This is a genomic window from bacterium, from assembly GCA_035454885.1.
Taxonomy (GTDB): domain Bacteria; phylum UBA10199; class UBA10199; order JACPAL01.
Genome location: DATIGE010000018.1, coordinates 20,648 through 41,066, shown reverse-complemented (window position 1 = coordinate 41,066; position 20,419 = coordinate 20,648). Strand labels below are relative to the sequence as shown.

15 protein-coding genes and 1 riboswitch are annotated in these 20,419 nt (G+C 62.9%); of the genes, 2 read left to right on the top strand and 13 right to left on the bottom strand.

Translation table 11 applies throughout. The features are described from left to right. Nucleotides 1-34 precede the first annotated feature (34 nt). From VLJ37_04405 to VLJ37_04360, 10 genes are all read right to left on the bottom strand, one after another. Nucleotides 35-1,462, bottom strand: coding sequence for a DASS family sodium-coupled anion symporter (locus VLJ37_04405; GenBank protein ID HSA58906.1), 1,428 nt, complete (start codon nucleotides 1,460-1,462; stop codon nucleotides 35-37). Continuing rightward, on the bottom strand, nucleotides 1,459-2,619 hold the full coding sequence (locus VLJ37_04400) for a radical SAM protein (protein ID HSA58905.1): 1,161 nt from the start codon (nucleotides 2,617-2,619) through the stop codon (nucleotides 1,459-1,461). Before VLJ37_04400 ends, VLJ37_04405 begins: the two co-directional genes overlap by 4 nt. Nucleotides 2,620-2,670: 51 nt before the next feature. Continuing rightward, on the bottom strand, nucleotides 2,671-2,952 hold the full coding sequence (locus tag VLJ37_04395; protein HSA58904.1) for a ubiquitin-like small modifier protein 1: 282 nt from the start codon (nucleotides 2,950-2,952) through the stop codon (nucleotides 2,671-2,673). Nucleotides 2,953-2,962: 10 nt separating this feature from the next. Further along, the gene (locus VLJ37_04390) at nucleotides 2,963-3,424 is read right to left on the bottom strand and encodes a M67 family metallopeptidase (GenBank protein ID HSA58903.1); all 462 of its coding nucleotides are present in this window, start codon (nucleotides 3,422-3,424) and stop codon (nucleotides 2,963-2,965) included. A gap of 1 nt (nucleotide 3,425) precedes the next feature. Next, nucleotides 3,426-4,379: a pyridoxal-phosphate dependent enzyme gene (locus tag VLJ37_04385; GenBank protein HSA58902.1), complete on the bottom strand. Its 954-nt coding sequence runs from the start codon at nucleotides 4,377-4,379 to the stop codon at nucleotides 3,426-3,428. Then, a complete protein-coding gene (locus VLJ37_04380) occupies nucleotides 4,379-4,642 on the bottom strand; it encodes an NIL domain-containing protein (GenBank protein HSA58901.1) in 264 nt (87 codons plus the stop codon). The genes VLJ37_04385 and VLJ37_04380 overlap by 1 nt, the downstream gene beginning before the upstream one ends. Before the next feature lie 12 nt (nucleotides 4,643-4,654). After that, on the bottom strand, nucleotides 4,655-5,881 hold the full coding sequence (locus tag VLJ37_04375; protein HSA58900.1) for a threonine synthase: 1,227 nt from the start codon (nucleotides 5,879-5,881) through the stop codon (nucleotides 4,655-4,657). 1 nt (nucleotide 5,882) lies between these two features. Continuing rightward, on the bottom strand, nucleotides 5,883-6,794 hold the full coding sequence (gene cysK, locus VLJ37_04370) for a cysteine synthase A (GenBank protein HSA58899.1): 912 nt from the start codon (nucleotides 6,792-6,794) through the stop codon (nucleotides 5,883-5,885). 43 nt (nucleotides 6,795-6,837) lie between these two features. Next, nucleotides 6,838-6,920: riboswitch (SAM riboswitch) on the bottom strand. Between the two features lie 27 nt (nucleotides 6,921-6,947). Then, nucleotides 6,948-10,697, bottom strand: coding sequence for an adenylate/guanylate cyclase domain-containing protein (locus VLJ37_04365; GenBank protein HSA58898.1), 3,750 nt, complete (start codon nucleotides 10,695-10,697; stop codon nucleotides 6,948-6,950). 78 nt (nucleotides 10,698-10,775) lie between these two features. Beyond that, nucleotides 10,776-12,485: a hypothetical protein gene (locus VLJ37_04360; protein HSA58897.1), complete on the bottom strand. Its 1,710-nt coding sequence runs from the start codon at nucleotides 12,483-12,485 to the stop codon at nucleotides 10,776-10,778. A gap of 132 nt (nucleotides 12,486-12,617) precedes the next feature. On the opposite strand from VLJ37_04360, the gene VLJ37_04355 reads away from it, so the two are divergent. After that, a complete protein-coding gene (locus VLJ37_04355; GenBank protein ID HSA58896.1) occupies nucleotides 12,618-15,650 on the top strand; it encodes a hypothetical protein in 3,033 nt (1,010 codons plus the stop codon). 25 nt (nucleotides 15,651-15,675) lie between these two features. Here VLJ37_04355 and VLJ37_04350 read toward each other — a convergent pair whose 3' ends face one another. Beyond that, on the bottom strand, nucleotides 15,676-16,110 hold the full coding sequence (locus tag VLJ37_04350; GenBank protein HSA58895.1) for a hypothetical protein: 435 nt from the start codon (nucleotides 16,108-16,110) through the stop codon (nucleotides 15,676-15,678). 79 nt (nucleotides 16,111-16,189) lie between these two features. On the opposite strand from VLJ37_04350, the gene VLJ37_04345 reads away from it, so the two are divergent. Next, complete coding sequence (locus VLJ37_04345; protein HSA58894.1) at nucleotides 16,190-17,848, top strand: transglycosylase SLT domain-containing protein; 1,659 nt, start codon at nucleotides 16,190-16,192, stop codon at nucleotides 17,846-17,848. Here the strand turns inward: VLJ37_04345 and VLJ37_04340 are convergent. Next, complete coding sequence (locus tag VLJ37_04340; GenBank protein ID HSA58893.1) at nucleotides 17,800-19,131, bottom strand: hypothetical protein; 1,332 nt, start codon at nucleotides 19,129-19,131, stop codon at nucleotides 17,800-17,802. The two genes, VLJ37_04345 and VLJ37_04340, sit on opposite strands and share 49 nt — an antisense overlap. A gap of 59 nt (nucleotides 19,132-19,190) precedes the next feature. Then, nucleotides 19,191-20,366 carry a deoxyguanosinetriphosphate triphosphohydrolase family protein gene (locus VLJ37_04335; protein HSA58892.1) on the bottom strand — a complete coding sequence of 392 codons (1,176 nt, stop codon included), beginning with the start codon at nucleotides 20,364-20,366 and terminating at the stop codon, nucleotides 19,191-19,193. Nucleotides 20,367-20,419 lie beyond the last annotated feature (53 nt).

Here is a 20,419-nt window from a genome sequence, read left to right as displayed (position 1 = left end):
CTCCCTTCCTGCCGCGGTTTCACCGGGGCGCCTCCTAGATCCTGATCCCGAGAAGGGGCCACCAGAATTTCGCCGTGAGAAGGAGCGCCCCGTAGGAGACCGCCACCATGATCGCGGCCGGGACGACGACTTCCTTCAAGCGCAAATAACCCGAGGAGTAGGCGAGGGCCACCGACGGTGTGCTCATCGGCAGGGCGTAGGCGAGCCCCGAGGCCGTGCCGACGGCAAAAACGGTGACCTTGGGATCCAACCCGAACGACTTGGCCACCGACATTCCGATGGGGAGCAGGACCGCCACGACCGCCGAGTTGCTCATCGCTTCCGTGAGCAGGATGGTGGCCAACGACAGGACGGCGATCAGGATCCACGGCGAATGAAGGTGGGGGACCACGTAGGTATGGGCCAGCCACAATCCCGCTCCCGTCGAGTTGAGAATCGAGCTGATCCCGATGGCTCCGCCGTACATGAGGATGATGCCCCACTCGACGTTCTCCTGCAGGTCTTCCCACGACACGACGCGGAACATGAAGAGCAGGACCACGGCCAGGATCGAAATGGTCGCCATGCCGATTCGGTGGCCCAGGAACATCCAGCCAAGAACGGCGCCGACGAGCAAAAGCCCCAGAAAATGTTCCTCCAGGAGGGGACGCCCCAGTTTGGCGACTTGCTCCGCCAGCGTCTTGTCCGCCTCCTCCACGGAATCGACGTCGATGGGGTAGTACCGGGTCAGCAGGACGTAGCAAAAGGCGAAGAGGACAAGGACGATCGGAAAGACGGCGCGGCTCCACTCCAGAAACGTGATCGTGCCGAAGCCGGACTCCTGCAGGATGCCGACGGCCAAAGGTACGCGGCCTCCGCCGAGCATGGTGGCGATGCCGCCCACCACGCAACCCCAGGCCATCGCCAAAAAGAGGATGCGTCCGTAGGAACCGCCTTGCGGCTGGAATTGAAGAGCCTGGGTGATGATGACGACCAGCGGGAACATCATCGCGGCCACGGCGTGCTCGCTCATGATGAACGACAGCAGGGCCGAGGCGAACATGACTTGAAGGATGAGGCGCTTGGGCGACTTGGCCGAGCTTCTCAAGAGACGGAGGGCCAGGCGCGTGGAGAGACCCGACTTGAGAAGAGCGGCCGCCAGGATAAAGACGCCCAAAATGAAAAAGACGGGTTCGGAGCCGAAAAAGGTGAAGGCCTGCTTGACCGACATGACGCCCATGAGCGGTGGGGCGACGAGGGCGAAGAGTCCGGTGATCGGCAGGGGCAAGAGGTGAAAGACCCAGAGAATCAGGCAGGTCAGAAACACCATGAGGGCGCGGAATCCCTCGATGGTCAGCCCCGTGGGAGGCGTCAATCCATAGGAACGGTAGAGGAAGTACCCGAGGAGCACGTAGACGGGAAACCGCCACCAGCGCGAAAGAAGGACGATCCAAAGCGGACGGGTATCGATTTTGATTTTCATCCTCGGGGCACCTCCCGGACGCGGAGATGGCGGCGCAGGCCGGCCAAGCCGAAGCGCAGCGCCCGCCCGAAGCCCGTTTCGTAGAAGTGTTTGAGTTTCAAATGGTATCGAGCCGATTGTTCGGAGAAAAACCGGCCCTCCAAAGGCGTCAAGACGACGTCATACTGCTGAACCCATTGAGGATTGATGTGCGTCCTGACCAGCCGCTCATACAAGTGGGCGTAGAGGGGAACGATCGCCTCGGGAGTCGCCGTCCATCGGGCTCGCAGCGAGGATCCGTCATAGGGAGGGAAGTAGGTCAGCACGGGGACGACGCCGCGGTCGATCAGCAGATCGATGCTTTTTTTGGTCTCCTCCAGGGGTTCGAGGCCGACCACCAAGTGCGAAAGAACGGCGCCCGTCGGAAAAATCTTCCCCGCGTATTCCAACGCCTCGAGCTGGCGCGTCTTGTGTTTTTCAAAATCCTTCTTCGGTTCGTCGTTTGGATTGAAGAAATCGGTGTCGTAGTAAACGGCGTCGACCCCCATGGCGTAGGTCTGGTCGATCCAGTCGTTGCTCGCCGGAGGCACGAGGTCGAGGGAGATCAAGACATTCAGGTGCTTCCGGATCTCGGCCACCCACATGGCGAGCTTTTCGACGCCGCCGTCATCCGTATCCACGCGGCCCGACGAGAGGGCGACGAGGTCGCAACGTTTCTCCTTCAGCACGATCTGGACGGCTTCCACCAAGTCGCGCGGCGTGAACGGAGGATGTTGAGAGAGTTCCTTGGACGATCCGCAATAACGGCAGGAAAGACCCGATTGCCCGAAGCGGCAGGCGTGCGAGGGGTGAACGGCGATGAAGTCTCCGTGCACCGTCAGGATGTCGGCGACCGGCAGACCGGAGGACGTCTTTTTCTGATAACACGTGAGAGGCGGAGTCCACTTCACCGGGACGCATTCCCGGTCCGCGATGTCCAAGTGGAAGCGAGCGCCGTCCTTTTTCAGCGTGAAAGGGGACTCCCTGCCGTTGTCGTTGCGGTGAACGCTTACCGGCGTCTTATCGGGCAGCACCAAATGCACCAGCCCGAACGGGTTCGCGAGAGGAGAGGGGAGACCCTCGCCGGCGCGAATGCCGTAGTACAGCAACTGCAGTTTGAGGAGTCCTAGGTTTTCCATTGTTGTAGGGGCGATACCACGGGCACGGCTTCGCCGACCTTGTGTTCGCCCTTACGCGTTTCCACCGGCGATCGCGGGAACGATCGAGACCTCGTCGCCGTCCTTCACCGGGGTCGTCTCGCCGCTCATGAAGCGGATGTCCTCGTTGTTGACGTAGAAGTTCACGAACCGCCGGAGCGCGCCCTTCTCGTCATAGAGGCGCTCGCGGATCCCCGGGAACTGTTTCTCCAGGTCGGCGAGGACGTCCTTGACCGTCGCGCCCGAGGCGGCGACTTCACCCTGATTGCGGGTCAGTTTCTGCAGGGGGGTTGGGATTCTGACTTTGGCCATGATGGTCTCCTTCTCACGTTAATTTGCGTTGCACAAAATCGTTCTTGGCGTTGTCCCACGAAAATTCGTTGATCTCCTTCAACCGGCCGTCCCAGACGGAGACGACGATGTACGACACGCCCGGATAATTCGGTTCGCCCCAGGGAGCGGCGACCAACCGGTCCTCCTGCGAGAAATAGGCGTCGTGGTCGGTGTGAGAGTGGTAGATGGCCTTTACTTCCCGTCCGTCCCTGGCCGCGTCATCGAAGACCCTCCGATGCTCGCGCGGATCGATCAGGTAGGCGGTCTTGGCCGTGCGCGGGTAGGTCTCCGGGTACTTGGCGCGCATCTCATCGTAGACGTTCCGGACGGGGATGAATTCCGTCACGGAGTCCTGGCCCTTCTCGCCGATGAGAAAGCCGCAGGCCTCGTCGGAATAATGCGTCACCGCGTGGGCGGCGATTTGGTCCAAGATTTCTTGGCAGATGGTTAACACGCTAAATCCCCACGTCCTTGTACGGCAGGTCCTGAACGTCCCTTTCCCAGTCCAGCATCGTGAAATACCGGTCCCCGTGATCGCACAGGATCGTGACGATCACGCCTTCCCCGATCTTCTGGGCGATCTGCAGCGCCCCGACCACGGCGGCTCCCGCGGAGTGGCCGACGATCAACCCTTCCTCCCGCGCGAGCCTCTCGCACATGTCGTAGGCGGGCTCGGTGGGCATGGGGATCTTGCCGTCCAATTCCCGCTCCTTGTAGATGCCGGGCACGATCGAGCTCGCCATGTGCTTCAGGCCCTCCAAGCCGTGCAGGGCGTTGTCCGGCTCCACGGCGATGATCCGGACGTCCTTGTTGTAGTCCTTGAGCCTCCGCCCCGTGCCCATGATCGTCCCGCCGGTGCCGATGCCGGCCACGAAGTGGGTGACCCTTCCCTCCGTCTGCCGCCAGATCTCGACGCCCGTCGTGTCGTAATGGGACTTCGGGTTGAACTCGTTGTTGTACTGGTCGGGCATGAAATATCGTTCCGGGTTCTCGGCCTTCAGCTTGTGCGCCAGCCGGATCGCCCCGTCGGAGCCCTCCATCGGGGACGAGTAGGTGATCTTGGCCCCGAACGTGGTGACGATGTTCTTGCGTTGCTGGCTCACGTTCCCGGGCATCACGAGCTCGACTTGGAGGCCGAGGGCCGCCCCGATCATGGCATAGGCCACCCCGGTATTGCCGGACGTCGGGTCCATGATGACCTTGTCCTTGGTCAACCGGCCCGACTTGAGCCCCTCCTTGATCATCCGGAACGCCGGCCGGTCCTTGATCGAACCGCCGGGGTTGAAATACTCGACCTTGCCGTAGATCTTGACCTTTCCCGAGCGGACCTGGGGCAATTCCTTGCCGATCTCGCGGATGCGGACGAGGGGCGTGTTCCCGATTTTGTCTAGGATCGACGAAATCAGCATCAGCCCGCCATCACGTCCAATTCGATCGGCTCCACCTGCACCCCGCGCTTCTTGAAGTATTCGAGGGCCTTGTTCATGTCGTCCTCCGGGCCTTCGAGCTCCAGGGCGATCAAGCCGATCATGTCGTTGACCGAGGCGGAGCGCACGTTGAACCGCACCTTGTACTGGTCGTACATGTCGCAGATGATCGCCTCGCGGGTCTTGGCCGCCGGGAAGGTGAGATAGACCTTCCGGCGCACGATTTTCGATTTTTCCTTCACCATAAAGAGAGCCCCCTATTTTTTCTGCAGTTCGTCGAACTCGTCGATCTTTGCGTGTATGATCTTGGCCTTGCCCACGTGGCCCTGCACGGCCTCCTGGGTCTTGAGTCCGTTCCCGGTGATGCACAAGACGACCGACTCGTCCTTCTTGATCCGGCCCTGTTTCACGAGCTTCTTGGCGACCCCGAGCGTGACGCCGCCGGCCGTCTCCGTGAAGATGCCCTCGGTCTCGGCGAGCAGCTTGATCGCGTCGATGATCTCCTCGTCGGAGACGTCCTCCGCGGTGCCCCCCGTCTCCTTCATGGACGTCATGGCGTAGAAACCGTCCGCGGGATTGCCGATGGCGAGCGACTTGGCGATCGTGTCGGGCTTGACCGGCTTGAACAGGTCCCAGCCGCTCTTGAGGGCGGTTGAGATCGGCGAACAGCCGGTCGCCTGGGCGCCATGAACGCGGCACTTGTCCGAGGCGATGAAGCCGAGCTTGCAGAATTCCTTGATCGCCTTGTGGATCTTCGTGAGGAGGGAGCCGGAGGCCATCGGGACGACGATGTGGTCCGGCAGCTTCCAGCCCAGCTGCTCCATGATCTCGTAGCCCAACGTCTTGGAGCCCTCCGCGTAGTACGGGCGGACGTTGATGTTGACGAAGGCCCACTTGTACTTGGCCGCGACCTCGCTGCAGAGGCGGTTGACGTCGTCGTAGGTGCCGCGGATGCCGATGACGTGCGCGCCGAAGACGAGCGTTCCGAGAACCTTTCCGGCCTCCAGGTCGTGCGGGATGAAGACGTAGGCCTCCATGCCGGCCGCCGCGGCGTTCGCGGCGACGGAGTTGGCGAGGTTTCCGGTGGAGGCGCAGGCCGCCACCTTGAAGTCGAACTCCCGCGCCTTGGAGAGGGCGACGGAGACGACGCGGTCCTTGAACGAGAGGGTCGGGTAGCTGACGGCGTCGTTCTTGACCCACAGCTCCTTCAGCCCCAAGGCCTTCGCCAGATTCTTGGCGTGGATGAGCGGCGTGAAGCCGGCCTCGACGCCGACCGTCGGGTCATGGTCGATGGGAAGGAGCTCGCGGTAGCGCCACATCGTCTGCGGCCGCTTCTGGATCTTCTCCTTGGTCAGGGAGCGGGCGATCTCCTCGTAGTTGTAGTCGACCTCCAAGGGGCCGAAGCAGAATTCGCAGACGTGCGTCGGCATGACCGGAAGGTGGTGGCCGCATTCGCGGCATTTGAGTCCTTTGACGAACGACATATTATTTTTCCCTCTGAAAATATTTCCTCATGCTGAAATAGCGTTCCCCGCCGTCGGGGAAGACCGTCACGACCGTCTTCTCCGTTCCGAGCCTCCGCGCAACCCTGCGGGCCGCCACGAAGACCGCCCCGCACGAGATGCCCGCCAGGATGCCCTCCTTCCGGGCGATTTCCTGGGAGCCCTCGAAGGCCTCCTCGTCCGAGATGGTCACGATCTCGTCGATGACCGACCGGTCGAGGATCGTCGGCACGAAACCGGGCCCGATCCCCTGAATCTTGTGCGGGCCCGCGCGCCCCTCGGAAAGGAGGGGCGAGGAGGCCGGTTCCACGGCCACGATGCGGGCGCCCTGGCCTTTCATCACGCGGCCGACGCCCATGATCGTCCCGCTCGTCCCGACGCCCGCGACGAAGGCGTCGACGGGCAGCGAGAGGGCGTCCAGGATCTCCTTTGCCGTCGTCAACTCGTGCGCCGTCGCGGTTTCCGGGTCCTCGAATTGGGCGAAGAGAAAGGCGCCGGTCTCCTTGGCGATCTCCTTGGCCCGGCGGATGGCGCCCTTCATGCCTTCCTCCGCCGGGGTGAGCCGCACGTCCGCCCCGTAGCATTCCAAAATCCGCCGCCGCTCGAGGCTGAAGTTCTCCGGCATCGTCAGGATGACCTTGAGCTTCTTGACGTTCCCGATGTAGGCGAGCCCGATGCCGGAATTGCCCGTCGTGCCGGCCACGACCGTCCCGCCGGGTCTCAAAGTTCCCGCCTTTTCCGCCTCCGAAAGAATCCGGAGCACGATCCTGTCCTTGAGCGACCCGCCGGGATTGAAGCGCTCGAGCTTGGCGTAGACCTTCGCCGCGCCCGGCGGCACGGAGCGGGTGAGTTGGATCAAGGGCGTATGGCCGATGGATGCGAGGATCGTTTCCACAAATTAAAAAGCCCCTTCTGATAAGAAGGGGCGGTTTTAAGACTCCTTATCTCTCTGGAATTAGCACCTTCCTTTGAGGTTGCTGTGGTTTCGCAGGGCCAGTCCCTCCACCACTCTGGATAAGCCAGTTAAATTGTCAAAGACTTCGCTAACTTAGGGAATGACGGCCCCAGTGTCAAGCCCCAGTTCCCGGGCCATTTGAAGGAGATCGCGGTGGACCTGGATGTCGAGAAAATGACGACGGTAAACGGCGTCCGGGATGTTTTGGGCCTTCGCGATGAGGTCGCGGCAGGTGCGGCCGATCAGCGTCTCGACCTCGTCGTGACGCCCGAGCAGCAGGAGAAGTTCGGCGTGGATGAGGGGGATCTCGAACCCGAACGTCTCGACGCCCTTCAGTTTCTCCAGGATCTCCATGGCTTTCGCGCTTTCAAAGAGCGCCCCGCGCGGATCGCCGCGCTTGAGCTGGATCTGGGCCCGAACGACGCGCGCCGCCGCCTCGTTTTCCTGCAGGTCCTCAGGAGAGCTTTTTTTGGACAAGGCGATCCGCAGCGCCTCGTCGGCCTTCGCCTGGGCCAGGTCGATGTTGCCTTTGGCGAGGTGGGCCTGCGCGAGATAGGCGAGATTGAAGACCAGGAATCGGTGGTCCGGATGCTGGACCAGGTTCATTTCAAAGAAGGCTATGGCTTCGTCCAGGCTTCCCTTCAGGTACAAAACGCGGCCCATCGAGTCGTTGAGCGACTCCATCCCTTGCACCGGGCTGCGGAAGCGGGTCGTCAACCCCAATGCCTGTTGCAAGACGGCCTCGGCCTCGTCGTAGGCGCCGAGCATGGTGAGGTTCCATCCCACGTTCGTGACGGTGAAGACGTAGCGGTTGAAGTCGCCGATCTCGCGGAAGAGTTCCGAAGCCTCGCGCACGGCCGTGAAGGACCCGAAGGCGTTCCCCAGCCGGCTCTCGCGGAAGGAGAGGCTCCAGAGGGCGCGCCCGAGAACGAGCGGATCGTTAGTCGAGCGGCCGATTTCCGCGGCTTCGGTGTACATCGCCTCCGACTCGTCGAGTTTCCCGAGCGAGACGAGATTGATCGCGCGCTCCACCAGGATGTGGCCCTTGAGCCTGACGGTGACCGGGTCTTCAGGGAGCGTGTCCAAGAGGGCCAGGGCCTCGGTGAGCGGCGCCGCAGCCTCCTCGAAGCGCCGTCTGCGGATGAGCGAGCGGCCGACGCGGCAGAGGTGGCCCACCCGGTCGATCTCCGGCAGGCCGCCCAAGAGCGATTCCGAGCGCCGGAAGACCTCGTCCTCCTCGGCATATTTGCCGCTCAAATAGAGAATGTTGTCCCAGCCGCGCAAATACTTGAACTGCCGGTCCGGTTCGCCCGCGGAGAGTTCATGGGCCTTGCGATAAAAGGCGATGGATTCGGGGGTATCTTTGAATCCGATCTTTTCCGCCGCCTCGTAATAGAAGCGGGAGGCCACGAGAGGCCGGCGGGCCTTTTCGTAGTGGTAGGCGATCACGTCGGGTTCGTCTTCCCTCAGGTCCTCCAGTCTTTCGGCCCAGGCCCCGTGCATGGGCTCGCGTTCCTGCTGCGGTATGCGGTCGTACACCGCCTCGCGGAGCAGGGCGTGGGAAAACTGATACAGGCCGTTCTCGCCGCGGCTCAAGAATCCCTTGCCGCTCAAATGGTCCAGAATTTCGCTGATCTCGTCGGGCCGGACTTCGGTTTGAAGGGTCAAAAGCTCCAAGACCGTCATGCCCGTCGCCGCGACGGCAAACTGGCGGAGGACCTCTTTTTGGGCCGGCTTCAGACGGTCGAAACGGGTCTGGAGGAACTGCTGGGCGTTGCGCGGGACGGTCTCACCGTTGTCCGCGACGAACTGTAGCCGCCCCTGGATCTTCTCGACGCGCCAGCCTTCGTTCAAGGCCCGCGCCATTTCCTGGAGCAGGAACGGGTTGCCGTCGGATTGGGTGAGCAGGAACTCGCGGACGTTGTCGGCGATCTCAACCGAGAGGATCTCTCGCAACATCTCGTTTTGAAGGCCCCGCGAGAACGGTTCGAGGTGAACGGCGTCGACGGGGTACGGGCCGTCGACCAGGGCTTGGCTTTCCTCAAAAAAGTCGGGGCGGGCGAGACCGAGCGCGAAAACGGGACGGTCGGCGAGGCGTTCGAGGAGTTCGCGCAGGAATTGGGTGGAGGCGGCATCCATCCAATGGAGATCCTCCAAAACGAGCACGACGGGCTTCTGCCGGCTGAGCCCCTCAAGAACCTTGGTGACCGCCTCCAGCGTGCGCACGCGGAGCTCGGTCGGATTTTGGAGGATGAATTGAACTTCGTCGGACCGGTGCTCGAAAGCGACGCCCAGGAGGTTGCCGATCAATTGGGCGTCCGTTTCGAAGCCGTTCGTCTCGTCGTTTCGGCGGGCGTTCTTGACAAAGTCCCGGAGTTTGCCGGCGGCCGAGGCGTCGTCTTCGTCCGCTCCGATTTGAATGTGCGCCCGGAGGGCCTGGGCGACGGCGCGGAAAGGGAGACGGACCTGGATGTCTTCACCCTGCATTCTCACGCGGAAGGCATCGGTCTCGAGCGCGTCCAACTCGGCCAAGAATTCCCGGCCCAAACGGCTCTTTCCATAGCCCGCTTTTCCGGAGACGATGAGAAGACGGCCCCGGGCTTGAGCCACGGTCTCTTCGAATCCGCGGCGAATGCGCTCAAGTTCTTCTCCGCGTCCGATGAAACGGATGTCGGAGCCGTGCCTCCCCAGCTGAGTCTCATCTTGGAGGCTGGGGCGCATGACTTCGTAGGTGGCAATCCGGTCTTTGATCTCGCCGGCCCGCTTGCCTTTGAGAAAATCGCGTTTCTCGAATTCGAAAAAAGTCCCTCGGTTCAGGACCGCCCGGTAGGTCGTATCGGTGCAAAGCACGGAGCCCGGCTTGCACATCGGCTCGGTGCGTGCGGCGCGGTTGACGTCGGCCCCGAGCAGATCCAACTCACGGGCACGGCCCGGGTCCTGCGCGTAGAGAACGAGCGCCTTGCCCGTGTGGACGCCTACGCGCATGAGGAAGTGCGGCTGGCCCAACTGGCCGAGCTCTTGATTGATGCGTGAGACCTCCTGTTGCAGGGCCCAGGCGGCCTTCACGGCGTTGACGGCGTCGTCTTCCGATGAACGGGTGGCGCCCCAAACCGCCATGACGGCGTCGCCGATCCATTTCACCACCTCGCCCTGGTGGGCCACGATGATGGCGTTCAACGCGGTACGATAGCGGTCGCGCACCTCTCCGATCACTTCGGGTTCCTGGGTTTCGCAGGCTTCCGTGAATCCCTTGAAGTCGGTGAACACCATCGTCACGAGCTTGCGCTCCGGCTTGGGGGTTTTCTGAGTCTCGGGGTTGGGGATGCCGCAGTGCCGGCAGAAATTGTAGTCGTTCGGGTTCAAGGTTTGGCACTGGCCGCAGGCGATCCGATCTTCCTGGCCCGCCGGAAGCATGCGCACCGTGCGTGGCATCGACGGCGGCGGGAGGGTGACGGACGGCCGGTGAAGCGGGCCGGACAGGGGAGGCGTCGCCGGCCCGACGATGGAGCCCAAGGCCTCGGCGGCCCCTTGGGCGATGGAGGCGGCCGGATCGGCGGCAGGGGGCTGGGATCTGAGAAAGCCTTCAACGCCAGCCAGGATCGATCGCGCCTCGTCGTTCGGCAGATCGGCGCCGCCGACGAAACGGCGGAGCCTGTCCACCGGATCCCGGAGATCGTTCATGTCCGTGAGGGACGACAGGACGGGGGCGAGCCGGGTCCGCGCCTGATCGGCGGCGAGGGAGCCGGCGATATATTGGCTCAAGATGGGGGGGACCTGTGAGACGGCGCCGATGACGGAGGCCAGCGCGCCGGTCGCGGCCGATGCTCCAACGGGATTGATCATAATCGAGGCCCGTTGTCGGCGATTTCGGCCAAAGGTTGCGAGTGGATTCCGTCTGTTTTCGTCAGTTATTCCAGGCCATTAGGGCTCGCAATGCCCCAGGGTGAAGTTGCAGGAATATCCCGTGCCCAAGCGCGCGGCGCAGGTGTCCGTCGACAGGAAGGTGCAGGGGACGAACTCGCAGGCCCCCGTGGCCGCGTTGCAGGGTTGGCCGGAGGTGCAGGACGCGTCGCAGACGTAGTCCGGTACGCACTTGGCGCGGTCGAATTGCGGGTCGTAGGCGCAGGTTTCCCCGGCGGCGCAGGCCGGGCTCGAGAGGTCGCAATCAGCCGGCTCCGGGACGCAAACGCCCTGCGCGTTGTCCATGAGGTGGCAGACCTCGCCGGAGGCGCACTCGGAATCGAGCTGACAGCCGGTGAGGGAGCCCACCTCCCGCGCGATCTCGTCCGAGCTCGCGTCCGCCGTCTGCTCGCTGCAGTTCTCGTCGGCCGTGAACGTGTTCACGGCGGTCAAGAGGTTCGCGCATTCGGTCAGGTCGACGCCGGAGGCGCCGAGCAGGTTCACCGGCGCGAAGGTTTGGCCCGATGGCGGGGCGCAGTCCCACGCATCTTCGAAAGCGACGGCGCCGCAATTTCCTTGCCCAGCGCAAGCGCGGCCCGAGACGTCGTCCAAGAGGCTCGACAACGGGGCGTCGTCGATGTCCTCGCCTCCGAGCGCGCTCAAGCTATCCCCCGTCAGGCCACAGCAGTTGACGGCTGAAAAGCTGAAGCCGCAGCTGGCCCCGTTCGCCGCGACGAAGGGACAAACCGGATACAACGGGTCGAAGGCGTCGGGATCGAAGTCCGGATTGGGGCAGACGCTGGCGGCGCCGGCGATGGCCTTGCAGCCGTCGAGGCCGTTCAAAGGCACTTCGGCGGACGGAATCGCCGGGAAGCTGCCTTCCGCTTGTGACTGAAAGCAGCCCTCGCCGCCCTCCGACCAGTCGCCGTGGCTGCAGACGTCGAAGATGCCGAACGTTCCGTCGCCCAGGCCGTTCGCCGCGAAATCCGACTCATACTGAATCCGCGGTTCGGCCCCGCCGGTCACACTCACGTTGATCGTGCCGTTGCCGTAGCAGCCGCAGTAGTTGCCGTTGACCGTCGCCGCGCACACGGCGTTCCCAAAGGCCCCGGGCGTGCAGTTGGACTGAAAGTCGATCTTGTATTTGTCCTCGCATCCGTTGCTCTGAAGAAGACGCTTGACGACCGTGGCGGCGACGCTCTCGTCGGTCGTGTTGTTGGTGAGAAGGGCTTCTTGCTGGAGCTCTCCGTCGCCGCAGGTATGGATGCGGACCTGGTTTCCGTTCCGGCAGAGACGGGCCTGGATCTTCGCCGGCAGGTCGAGACGGACTCCGTCCGGTCCTGCGTCCGTCGAGAAGGCGGGCGGAGTGATTTCAAAGTAACCGCATCCGTCGGCCGAGGGAATTTCGAACGCCGGTTCCTTCTCGTTCGCCTTCCGGCTGAGACACAGGAAGAAATCGAGCTCCTGGTTCTGGCGGACGGCCTCTTCGATGCCCTGCTTCAGATAGCAGAACTCGGAGCAGAAGGAACCGGGCGCGCCCGCCGCCTGCAGCTTGAGGATGGGGACGGGGCCGTGCTGGACGATCACGGTCGGATTCACGAAGCCGCTGAAGGCCGGAAAGGCCTTGATGCTGAAGATGTTCAGGCCCGCCTGTTCCGTGCCGCTGTCCGAAGACCCGCCGCAACCCGCCAGGGCGAGGGCGGTCGAAATCAGAACGATAATTTTTTTCACGATGAAAACCTCCAGAAGATCAAAATTTGAATCGCACCCTTGGTGTGGCCCCTTCTATCGGCGGCCCGCCGATTCCGTCCATCGGAAAAAAGATTTTCTGAATACGCCGGAATACAGTATGATTGCGCCTACATGCCATTCCTGCGGCTTCGGCGGCGTCTGATTCCTGTTCTCGCTGTCTTTCTGGCGTTGTCCTTCCTGCGTCCGTCCGGCGTCTCCGCCGGGCTCACCGACCCCAAACTCCATTGGAAGACGGTCAAGACCGAGCATTTCGCCTTCACCTACTACGAGGGCGAGGAGAAGGTCGTCGAAAGGCTCGTTGCGATGGCCGAAGACGTGTACCGGCGGATCACGGGCAAGTTCGACGCCCACCCATGGGGCAGGACGGAAGTCGTGGTGGTGGACAACCACGACCTCGCCAACGGCTTCACGCTCGTCATCCCCTACAACATCGTCGTCCTCCGGGCCGTGCCTCCCTTCGCGGACAGCACGCTCGCGAATTACGACGACTGGCTCCGCGACCTCTTCATCCACGAGTACACGCACGTGGTCCACATCACGGACACGCGCTACCCGGCCAAGGCCCTCAAGTTCGTTGTGGGCAAGCTCATGGCGCCCAACGGTCTGACGCCCGGCTGGGTGACGGAGGGCATCGCGACCTACTTCGAAACCGAGCAGACCACCAAAGGCCGCGGACGTTCGGCGTTCACCGACATGCTCCTCCGGACGGACATCCTGAACGGACGGTTCCAGAAGATCGACGAGATGGCGGGGACCAAGTACGAGTGGCCGGCCTGGCAGGCCCAATATCTCTACGGGGTCGGCTTTTGGCAGTTCCTCGCGGAGAAGTACGGCGAATCCAAGATGATCGAGTTCAGCCACCACTACGGCTCCTCGCTCCGGTTCTTCATGCTGAATTCCCAGGCCAGGCGTTCCTACCGCAAGGAAAGGACGCCCGAGGAGGAGAAGCTCTGTTCCGAGACCCACTGGACCGATCGCGGAACCTACAAGACCAAACGCACCTATCCCGAGACCTGCGACGACGAGGGCCGCTCCTTCCTGAAGCTCTGGGAGGAGTGGCGGGACGAGCTGACGAAGCGTTACGGTGAGACCAAGGCGGCCGTTCTGGCCGCGGGGCTCAAGGAAGGCGACGCGTATCTCACGCCGGACAAGGGCGGAAGCTACTCGATGCCGACCTTCTCGCCGGACGGAAAGAAGCTCGCCTACGTCGCGACCTCCATCCACCACCGCTCCGAACTCCGGCTCAAGGACCTGGCGACCCAAAAGGAGCGCGTCCTTCTCAAGGGTCGCGATCCCCAGCAGATGAGTTTTTCTCCGGATGGGGAAGAGCTCGTCCTCTCCTATGTGACGACCTACCAGCGCTACAATCAGTTCTCCGACCTCTTCGAGATCGATCTGAAGACGTCCAAGATGAAGCAGCTTACGCACGGCGCCCGCGCCCGCGATCCGGACGTCAACCATGACGGCAAGATTGTCGCGTCCGTCCAAAAGACGGGATACGCCGAATTGGGCGTCTTCGATCCCCAGGCTCAGAAGACCAAGGAGTGGAGGACGATCTTTAGGGCCACCCAGTTCGACCATCCCCGCTGGATGCCGAACGGACGGGACGTCGTCGTCTCGGTTCACAAAAATGGACAGAGGGACTTGTGGGTCATCGATTCGGAGAGCGGGGAGGGGAGCCGGATCACGGACGACGGCGCGATCGAGGACCGTCCCGTCATCGACCGCGAGGAACGCGTCGTTTATTATGTCTCCGACAAGTCGGGTATCGCGAACGTCTACCGCTACGACCCCTACACGAAGTCGAACAAGCCGGTGACGAACGTGCTGACCGGCGCCTTCGCCCCGTCGTTCAGCCCGGACGGACAAATTGTTTATCAATATTATAACGGCAAAGGTTTTGAGATCCGTAAAACGGAGGCCAGGGCCGTCGGTGGAGAGCTGCCGGCGGCGGCCGCGGGACCGGCACCCGTCCCATCCGAGACACGGGCCGGGGACCGTGCGGAGGGCGCTGAGTCCAGCACGCTTCTCTCGGGCGCCAAGAAATACAGTCCCTTTCCAAAGCTCCTGATCCCCCGCTACATTCTTCCCAACGTCTCCCTGATCGACGGAGCCGTTTTCGCCTCCGCGACGCTTTCGAACTTCGACCCGCTCCAGCGCCACTATTGGTTCGGCGACGTCACCTACCGGAGCGACAACCAATTTGTCGGATTCGATTTCGGCTATAGCTACAACCGCTACCGCCCGTCGTTTTCAGTCGGCATCAGCGACTTCACGGTCAACTACGGCGACGTCTTCGGGCTCGGTTCGGACTTCTTCGAGGAGAGGCGCCGCGTCTACGGCGGCGTCTCGGTTCCCTTGGGCTCGCACCGCGCGTCGCTCCAATATTTTTTCGAAGACCGGACCGAGGAGTCGGGCCTTCCCCCCGGCACGACGCTCTCGACCCTGGGACACTACGCCGGATTCTTGGCCTACTACAACTATACGAGACTTCGCGGGACGGCAGCCGCCATCAGTCCCGAGGGCGGGGACCGCGTGACGATCGGCGTGGAGGGGACTAACAGCATTCTCGGGTCGTCCAACAATCTCGAGCAGTTCGTGGTCGGGGGGGATTTTCGGAAATACATTCTGATGCCGTACTCGCAGCACCACGTGATCGCGCTGCGCGCCGCCGGTGGAGCGGCGTTCGGGGATAAGCTCCTCCAAGGCAACTTCGTCCTCGGCGGGTCGCTCGGGGAGAGCTTTATCACAGGATCTTCCACGCGCCTGTTTACCCTCAGGGGGTTGCCGCTCGCGACTTTTTCGCGGGACCGGGCTTGGGTGGCGTCCGCTGAGTACCGCCTGCCTCTCTTCCGCCTCCAAAGGGGGCTGGGCACGATCCCCCTTGCTCTCAACAGCGCGCACCTGGCCTTTTTCACGGATGTCGGCGACGCCTTCAACAACCCTTCGTTTCGCCCCATGCTGGGCATCGGCGCGGAAATCCGGGGCGATTTTGTCATCGCCTACCATCTGCCGCTCATGGGACGGCTGGGTTACGGCATCATCCTCACGAACCGCGACCGGATCGCGGGCGTGCCGGATTCGCTCACGGGGGCGGACGCGCGCAACGGCGTTCTTATTCTCGAGGTTGGGACTTCATTTTGATGTACGGGCGCACGGCCGTGCGCCCCTACGCAGGAATCAACCTTTTAACTTGATGGTGGCCCTTGAGCTCGTGGAAGTATTCGCGGCTCTGGTCGGCGATCTTCCGGGCCATCTGGCCGCAGAGCCTCGCCCGCTGGCTCCGGACGATAAAGGCGGCCTTTTGGGCCAAAGCGGCCGCGACCTGGATGTTTTCCAGGAGACGGACGGCGCCGGGGTAGTCGTCCTGGCAGCGATAGAGGGCGGCGGCCTGGCGCAGGGCTTCGTTGACCCCCTCGATGGCCTTGTCCTCGAAGAGGCGCGAAGACTTTACTTCGTCAGCCCCGTCACTTACAAAAAGTCCCTCGCGTTTGAGAGCGTCCAAGATGGAGGTGAGTGTGGGTGGGAGATATTCCGGAGCGCTCGGGCGCCCGTCCTCGTTGTCAACGGCAACATACTGCGGTGTCTGCGCGTTCGCTTCCATCGTCCTGCTCGCTGGAAGCCTGATTGTAGCTCCCGCTCACGCATCGGACAATCCTCTTCCGCTCCTAAAACGGAATTTTTTGAAGGGGTACAAAGTAACCCAATCCGCGGATCGGACCAAGATCGACAAGGTCATTCCTTCCTTGGAGAAGGTGCGGAACGTCGACGCCGCCATCCGGGATTACGTCCTCTATTCCTTGGGGTGGGCCTACTGGCATCGGAGGCAATGCGGGGAAGCCCGTCAGGCCTTTTCGGAATTGGCGGAAAATTATCCTGACAGCCGCTGGTTTCCCCTCGCCGACGCCCAGGTCCGTTCGCCGGAGGATTGTCCGTCCTTGGAGGCGCAGGAGATCCCCGTCCCGGCGGAGGATTGCGGGGCGGTCGGTGAAGGCCGGGACGGCAAGGAGGCGGCCGATTGCTGGTTCGCCTCCCGCCAGTACCGGAAGGCCAAGGAGATCTATCGAAGGCTCTCACCCACCGTCGAAATCCTGACCCAGCTCTCCAAGGCGGCGGCGCGCAGCCAGGACTTCGAAACGGCGATCCGGGCCAACGAAGACCTTCGAAGGCTCTTTCCCAAGTCACGGGAGGGTCAGGAGGCCTTGAGGAGGATCGCCTTCCTTCATCAGGATTCGGGCGATTACGCCTCCGCTCTGAGGGTCCTCAAGGACCTTGTGGCCCGGACCAAGGCCCGGTCGGAGAAGCGGCTTTATTTGGAACGCATGGGCTGGTGCCACTTCCGGCTCGAGCAGTACGAGGCCGCCGTGGACCGTTTTGACGACGCGCTCGCCTTGGAGGAAACGCCCCGAAGTCTGTACTGGAAGGGGCGAAGCCTGGAGCGTCTCGGCCGGAACGACGAAGCGGAGGAAGTGCTGCATCAGGTGGTCCTCGTGTACGGGGGCCGGTACTACGGCATCCGCGCCGCGGAAAGGCTCGGGAGCCGGCTTCACGGGGGCAAGACGTCCGTGTCCGCGACCCTCGAGAGCTGGTGGACCCGCATCCCCGGGGGGATCGTCTGGGACCGGTGGTCAAGCTCGGCCGAGGCGTCCCGGGACCTCGAACGGGTCCACGAGCTGACGGACCTGGGATTGATCGAGGACGCGGCGGTGGAGACGCGCCGGTCTCGGATCCGGCTGGGGCTCCAGCTTCCTCCCGATCCCACGCAAATTCGAAAGGATGGCGGGGGAGGGTTTACGTTCGTGATCAGGAGTCCGCACGCCGAAGACGGCGAATACCGCATTCCCTACGCCGACCATCTGTTCAGCGAGTTCAAAAAGGCCGGTGTTGCCGGCATCGACCCTCTTCTCCTCTTCGCGATGATGCGCCAGGAGAGCCGGTTCCGGGAAGACATCGTCTCTCCCGCGGGAGCGATCGGCCTCCTCCAGATCATGCCCGCCACGGGGAGGAGGCTCGCGGCGGACGCCGGCTGGGACGAATACCGGTCCGAGTGGCTCTACGACCCGTTCACCAACATCGACCTGTCGGTCCGCTACGTCGAGAAGCTCTCCAAGATGTTCGAGGGGCGGTGGTACGCCGTGGCCGCCTCCTACAACGCGGGCGAACAGGTGGTCTCCGAATGGTTCCGGCAGAGGAAGAACTTCCTGGAGGAGGAGTTCATCGAGGAGATCCCCTATCAGGAGACGCGTGATTACGTGATGAAGATCTACGCGAACTGGAAGGCGTACAAGGTGATCTACGGAGAGACGGAGGGCAGCGCCCGCGCCTCGACCGCCTCCCGGTAAGCGCGGCGGATGGCCCTCAACCCTCCGCGATTCCGTCTCGCGTTGCGGATCAATTCTTTCAGATGATTCGTCGGCTGCACATAATATCGCCAGAACTCGCCAAGCGTCGTCGGGGTTTCGTGGACCGCCAGGACGACCCCTTCGGGCAATCCAGCCTTCGGCCAGGGGACCTCTCCCTCCCCGGGATAAACGCCCAGGGCCCCGAGGACGGCCGGGAGATCCGAGTTTTTCCACTCCATCCGCGCGAGATTCGTGACGACGCCTCGGATCGCGTTTTCGCGCCGGCGCCAGAGGGCGGGGAGGGCGATCTTGTGCCACTCCTGCACGTTCCGGAAGACGTTCGAATGGGGATGACGGACATGGATCCCTTTCAAGCGGCCGGCACCGGACCGACCCGCGGCCTTCATCAGATCGGCTATGACCGTCGTCGAGTCGTCGAAATGAAGCAGGCTCGAGGTCTCCCAACCGCGCATCGCAAGGGCGCCGAGGGGCTTTCGGTAGTGGGCCTTGCCGTCTTCGAGGTAGGCCATGACCTCGTCGCACTGCGCCGCCGTGAGGAGATCGAAACCTCGCGCATTGAACGTGCGGATCAAGCCTTCCGCATAGCCGAGAAAATGATGAAGATGGATGACCGACCGGACGCCGGGATCCGTCATCTTCGCGTACATCCGCGGCGAGCCCGGGAGCAGCCCTTCCATGAGGGGCAAGAGGGGCATGAAGTAGGTGGCGAGGATGCCCAATCGGTCGGGCCAGGTATGCGTGGAGAGAGCGACCTGCGGTTTGTAATTTTCCCATTCGTCCAGGCTCTGGAGCCCCTGGCGGAGCGCGAAACCGGCCATCGTCCCGAACGCCAACTCGTGCATGAAGGGGCGCGCCACCTCGATGGCGACCATCGCCGTCGCCGCGAGCTCCGGCGGCGGTTCTTCCCTGCGCGAACGCACCCGGATCAGCTTCGCGACGTTCTCGAAGATCTGGTAATTGCCGAGCGTGTGGTCCCAATCGAACGTGATCGCGTCGTAGGGACCGTGACGGGCGAGCTCCCGCCCCGTCTCGAAGACGCGGACTCCGAAGGCGGCGGCGGGAGAGTCGGGATGCTGATAGCGCACCCCGGCAAAACGAAGCATGTCCAGGATCGCGGAAGGATTGCGGCTGGCCAGGATGGTTCGGGGACATTCGGCCAGTTCGAGCGGTTGCGCCCGGCTACCGCCCGGGACGAGCGACAATCCCGCCGGCACGGACAGCGAGGACAGGCCCATGCGCGTCATCGCGGAGGCGGAAATCATCGCCGGAGTCATGCCGGATGTTCGGCCCGTGATGAGAAAAGTTGCGCGATCTTCGGCGCTTAGACCTTGACCGCCGGGTCGAAGAGCCGGGCATGTTCCTCCAAGGCAAACCGGTCTGTCATGCCGGCGATGTAATCGCAGATGACGCGTTCCTTGGGGGTCCCGTTCATGAACTCCTGAACCGGTTTAGGCAGGATCTTCGGGTTCTTCAGATAGGCGTGAAAGAGGTCTTCGAGGACCTTTTCCGCCTTCGAGGCCATGCGTTCGACCCGGTAATGCTTGTAGAAGTTCTGGTAGAGAAAGGCCTTGAGCTGTTTGTTCTTCTTGTCCGTCACGGCGGAAAGCCGCACGCATTTTTGCGGGGCCTTGCGGACGTCCTCCGTCGTTTTGATGCCGTAGGTCGCGATATTCTCTTCGGTTGTCTGGACGAGGTCCGTCACGAGCTGGTTCAGGATCGACCGGACCGTCTGGCGCACGACGACCTCGTCGTTTCTTGGCGGGGGGGCCTCCGGCGCCCCTCCTAATGGACCGCACTGCGCTGGCCGAACCCCCGCTCCTCGAACCGGCAAAGCCGGCTTCTCGTCGCCGCCTCGCCGGCAACGCTCGAAATGTTCGGCCCAGAGGTCGACGGCCTTCAGCTGTTCGACGGTGATGAGCCCCGAGCGGAGGCCGTCGTCCAGATCGTGATGGCAGTAGGCGATCTCGTCGGCGAGATCCACGATCTGGGCCTCCAGGGTCGGGTGTCCCTTCTTTTTGAACTTCACCTGCGGCGAGTCGTAGGGCGACACGTGCTTGGCGATCCCCTCGCGGACCTCGTAGGTCAGGTTGAGCCCGGGAAACGCGGGATAACGGTGCTCCAAGAGCGTCACGATCCTGAGGCTTTGCCGGTTGTGCTCAAAACCGCCGTGCTCCTTCATGAGCCGGTTCATCACGTCCTGGCCCGAATGACCGAAGGGCGTGTGCCCGAGGTCATGGGACAGGATCGTCGCCTCGGCGAGCTCCTCGTTCAGGCGCAAGGCGCGGGCGATCGTGCGCGCAATCTGGGCGCCTTCGATCGTGTGCGTGAGCCGCGTCCGATAATGGTCGCCCTCGTGAAAAACGAAGACCTGCGTCTTGTACTCCAGTCGCCGGAAGGCCGTGGAATGGATGACCCGGTCGCGGTCCCTCTGAAAGGCCGTGCGGTAGGGATGCTCCGGCTCCTTGTGCTCGCGGCCCTCGGACGCCGCGCTCATCATCGCGTACGGGGCCAGGACCTGGTTTTCCAGTTTTTCGTAGTCTTCGCGCGTTC

What these genes read in the sequence shown, in the direction of transcription:
- VLJ37_04405 (HSA58906.1), bottom strand. Translation starts at nt 1,462, where the DNA reads ATGAAAATCAAAATCGATACCCGTCCGCTTTGGATCGTCCTTCTTTCG.
- VLJ37_04400 (HSA58905.1), bottom strand. Translation starts at nt 2,619, where the DNA reads ATGGAAAACCTAGGACTCCTCAAACTGCAGTTGCTGTACTACGGCATT.
- VLJ37_04385 (HSA58902.1), bottom strand. Translation starts at nt 4,379, where the DNA reads ATGCTGATTTCGTCGATCCTAGACAAAATCGGGAACACGCCCCTCGTC.
- VLJ37_04380 (HSA58901.1), bottom strand. Translation starts at nt 4,642, where the DNA reads ATGGTGAAGGAAAAATCGAAAATCGTGCGCCGGAAGGTCTATCTCACC.
- VLJ37_04375 (HSA58900.1), bottom strand. Translation starts at nt 5,881, where the DNA reads ATGTCGTTCGTCAAAGGACTCAAATGCCGCGAATGCGGCCACCACCTT.
- VLJ37_04365 (HSA58898.1), bottom strand. Translation starts at nt 10,697, where the DNA reads ATGATCAATCCCGTTGGAGCATCGGCCGCGACCGGCGCGCTGGCCTCC.
- VLJ37_04355 (HSA58896.1), top strand. Translation starts at nt 12,618, where the DNA reads ATGCCATTCCTGCGGCTTCGGCGGCGTCTGATTCCTGTTCTCGCTGTC.
- VLJ37_04350 (HSA58895.1), bottom strand. Translation starts at nt 16,110, where the DNA reads ATGGAAGCGAACGCGCAGACACCGCAGTATGTTGCCGTTGACAACGAG.
- VLJ37_04340 (HSA58893.1), bottom strand. Translation starts at nt 19,131, where the DNA reads ATGATTTCCGCCTCCGCGATGACGCGCATGGGCCTGTCCTCGCTGTCC.
- VLJ37_04335 (HSA58892.1), bottom strand. Translation starts at nt 20,366, where the DNA reads ATGATGAGCGCGGCGTCCGAGGGCCGCGAGCACAAGGAGCCGGAGCAT.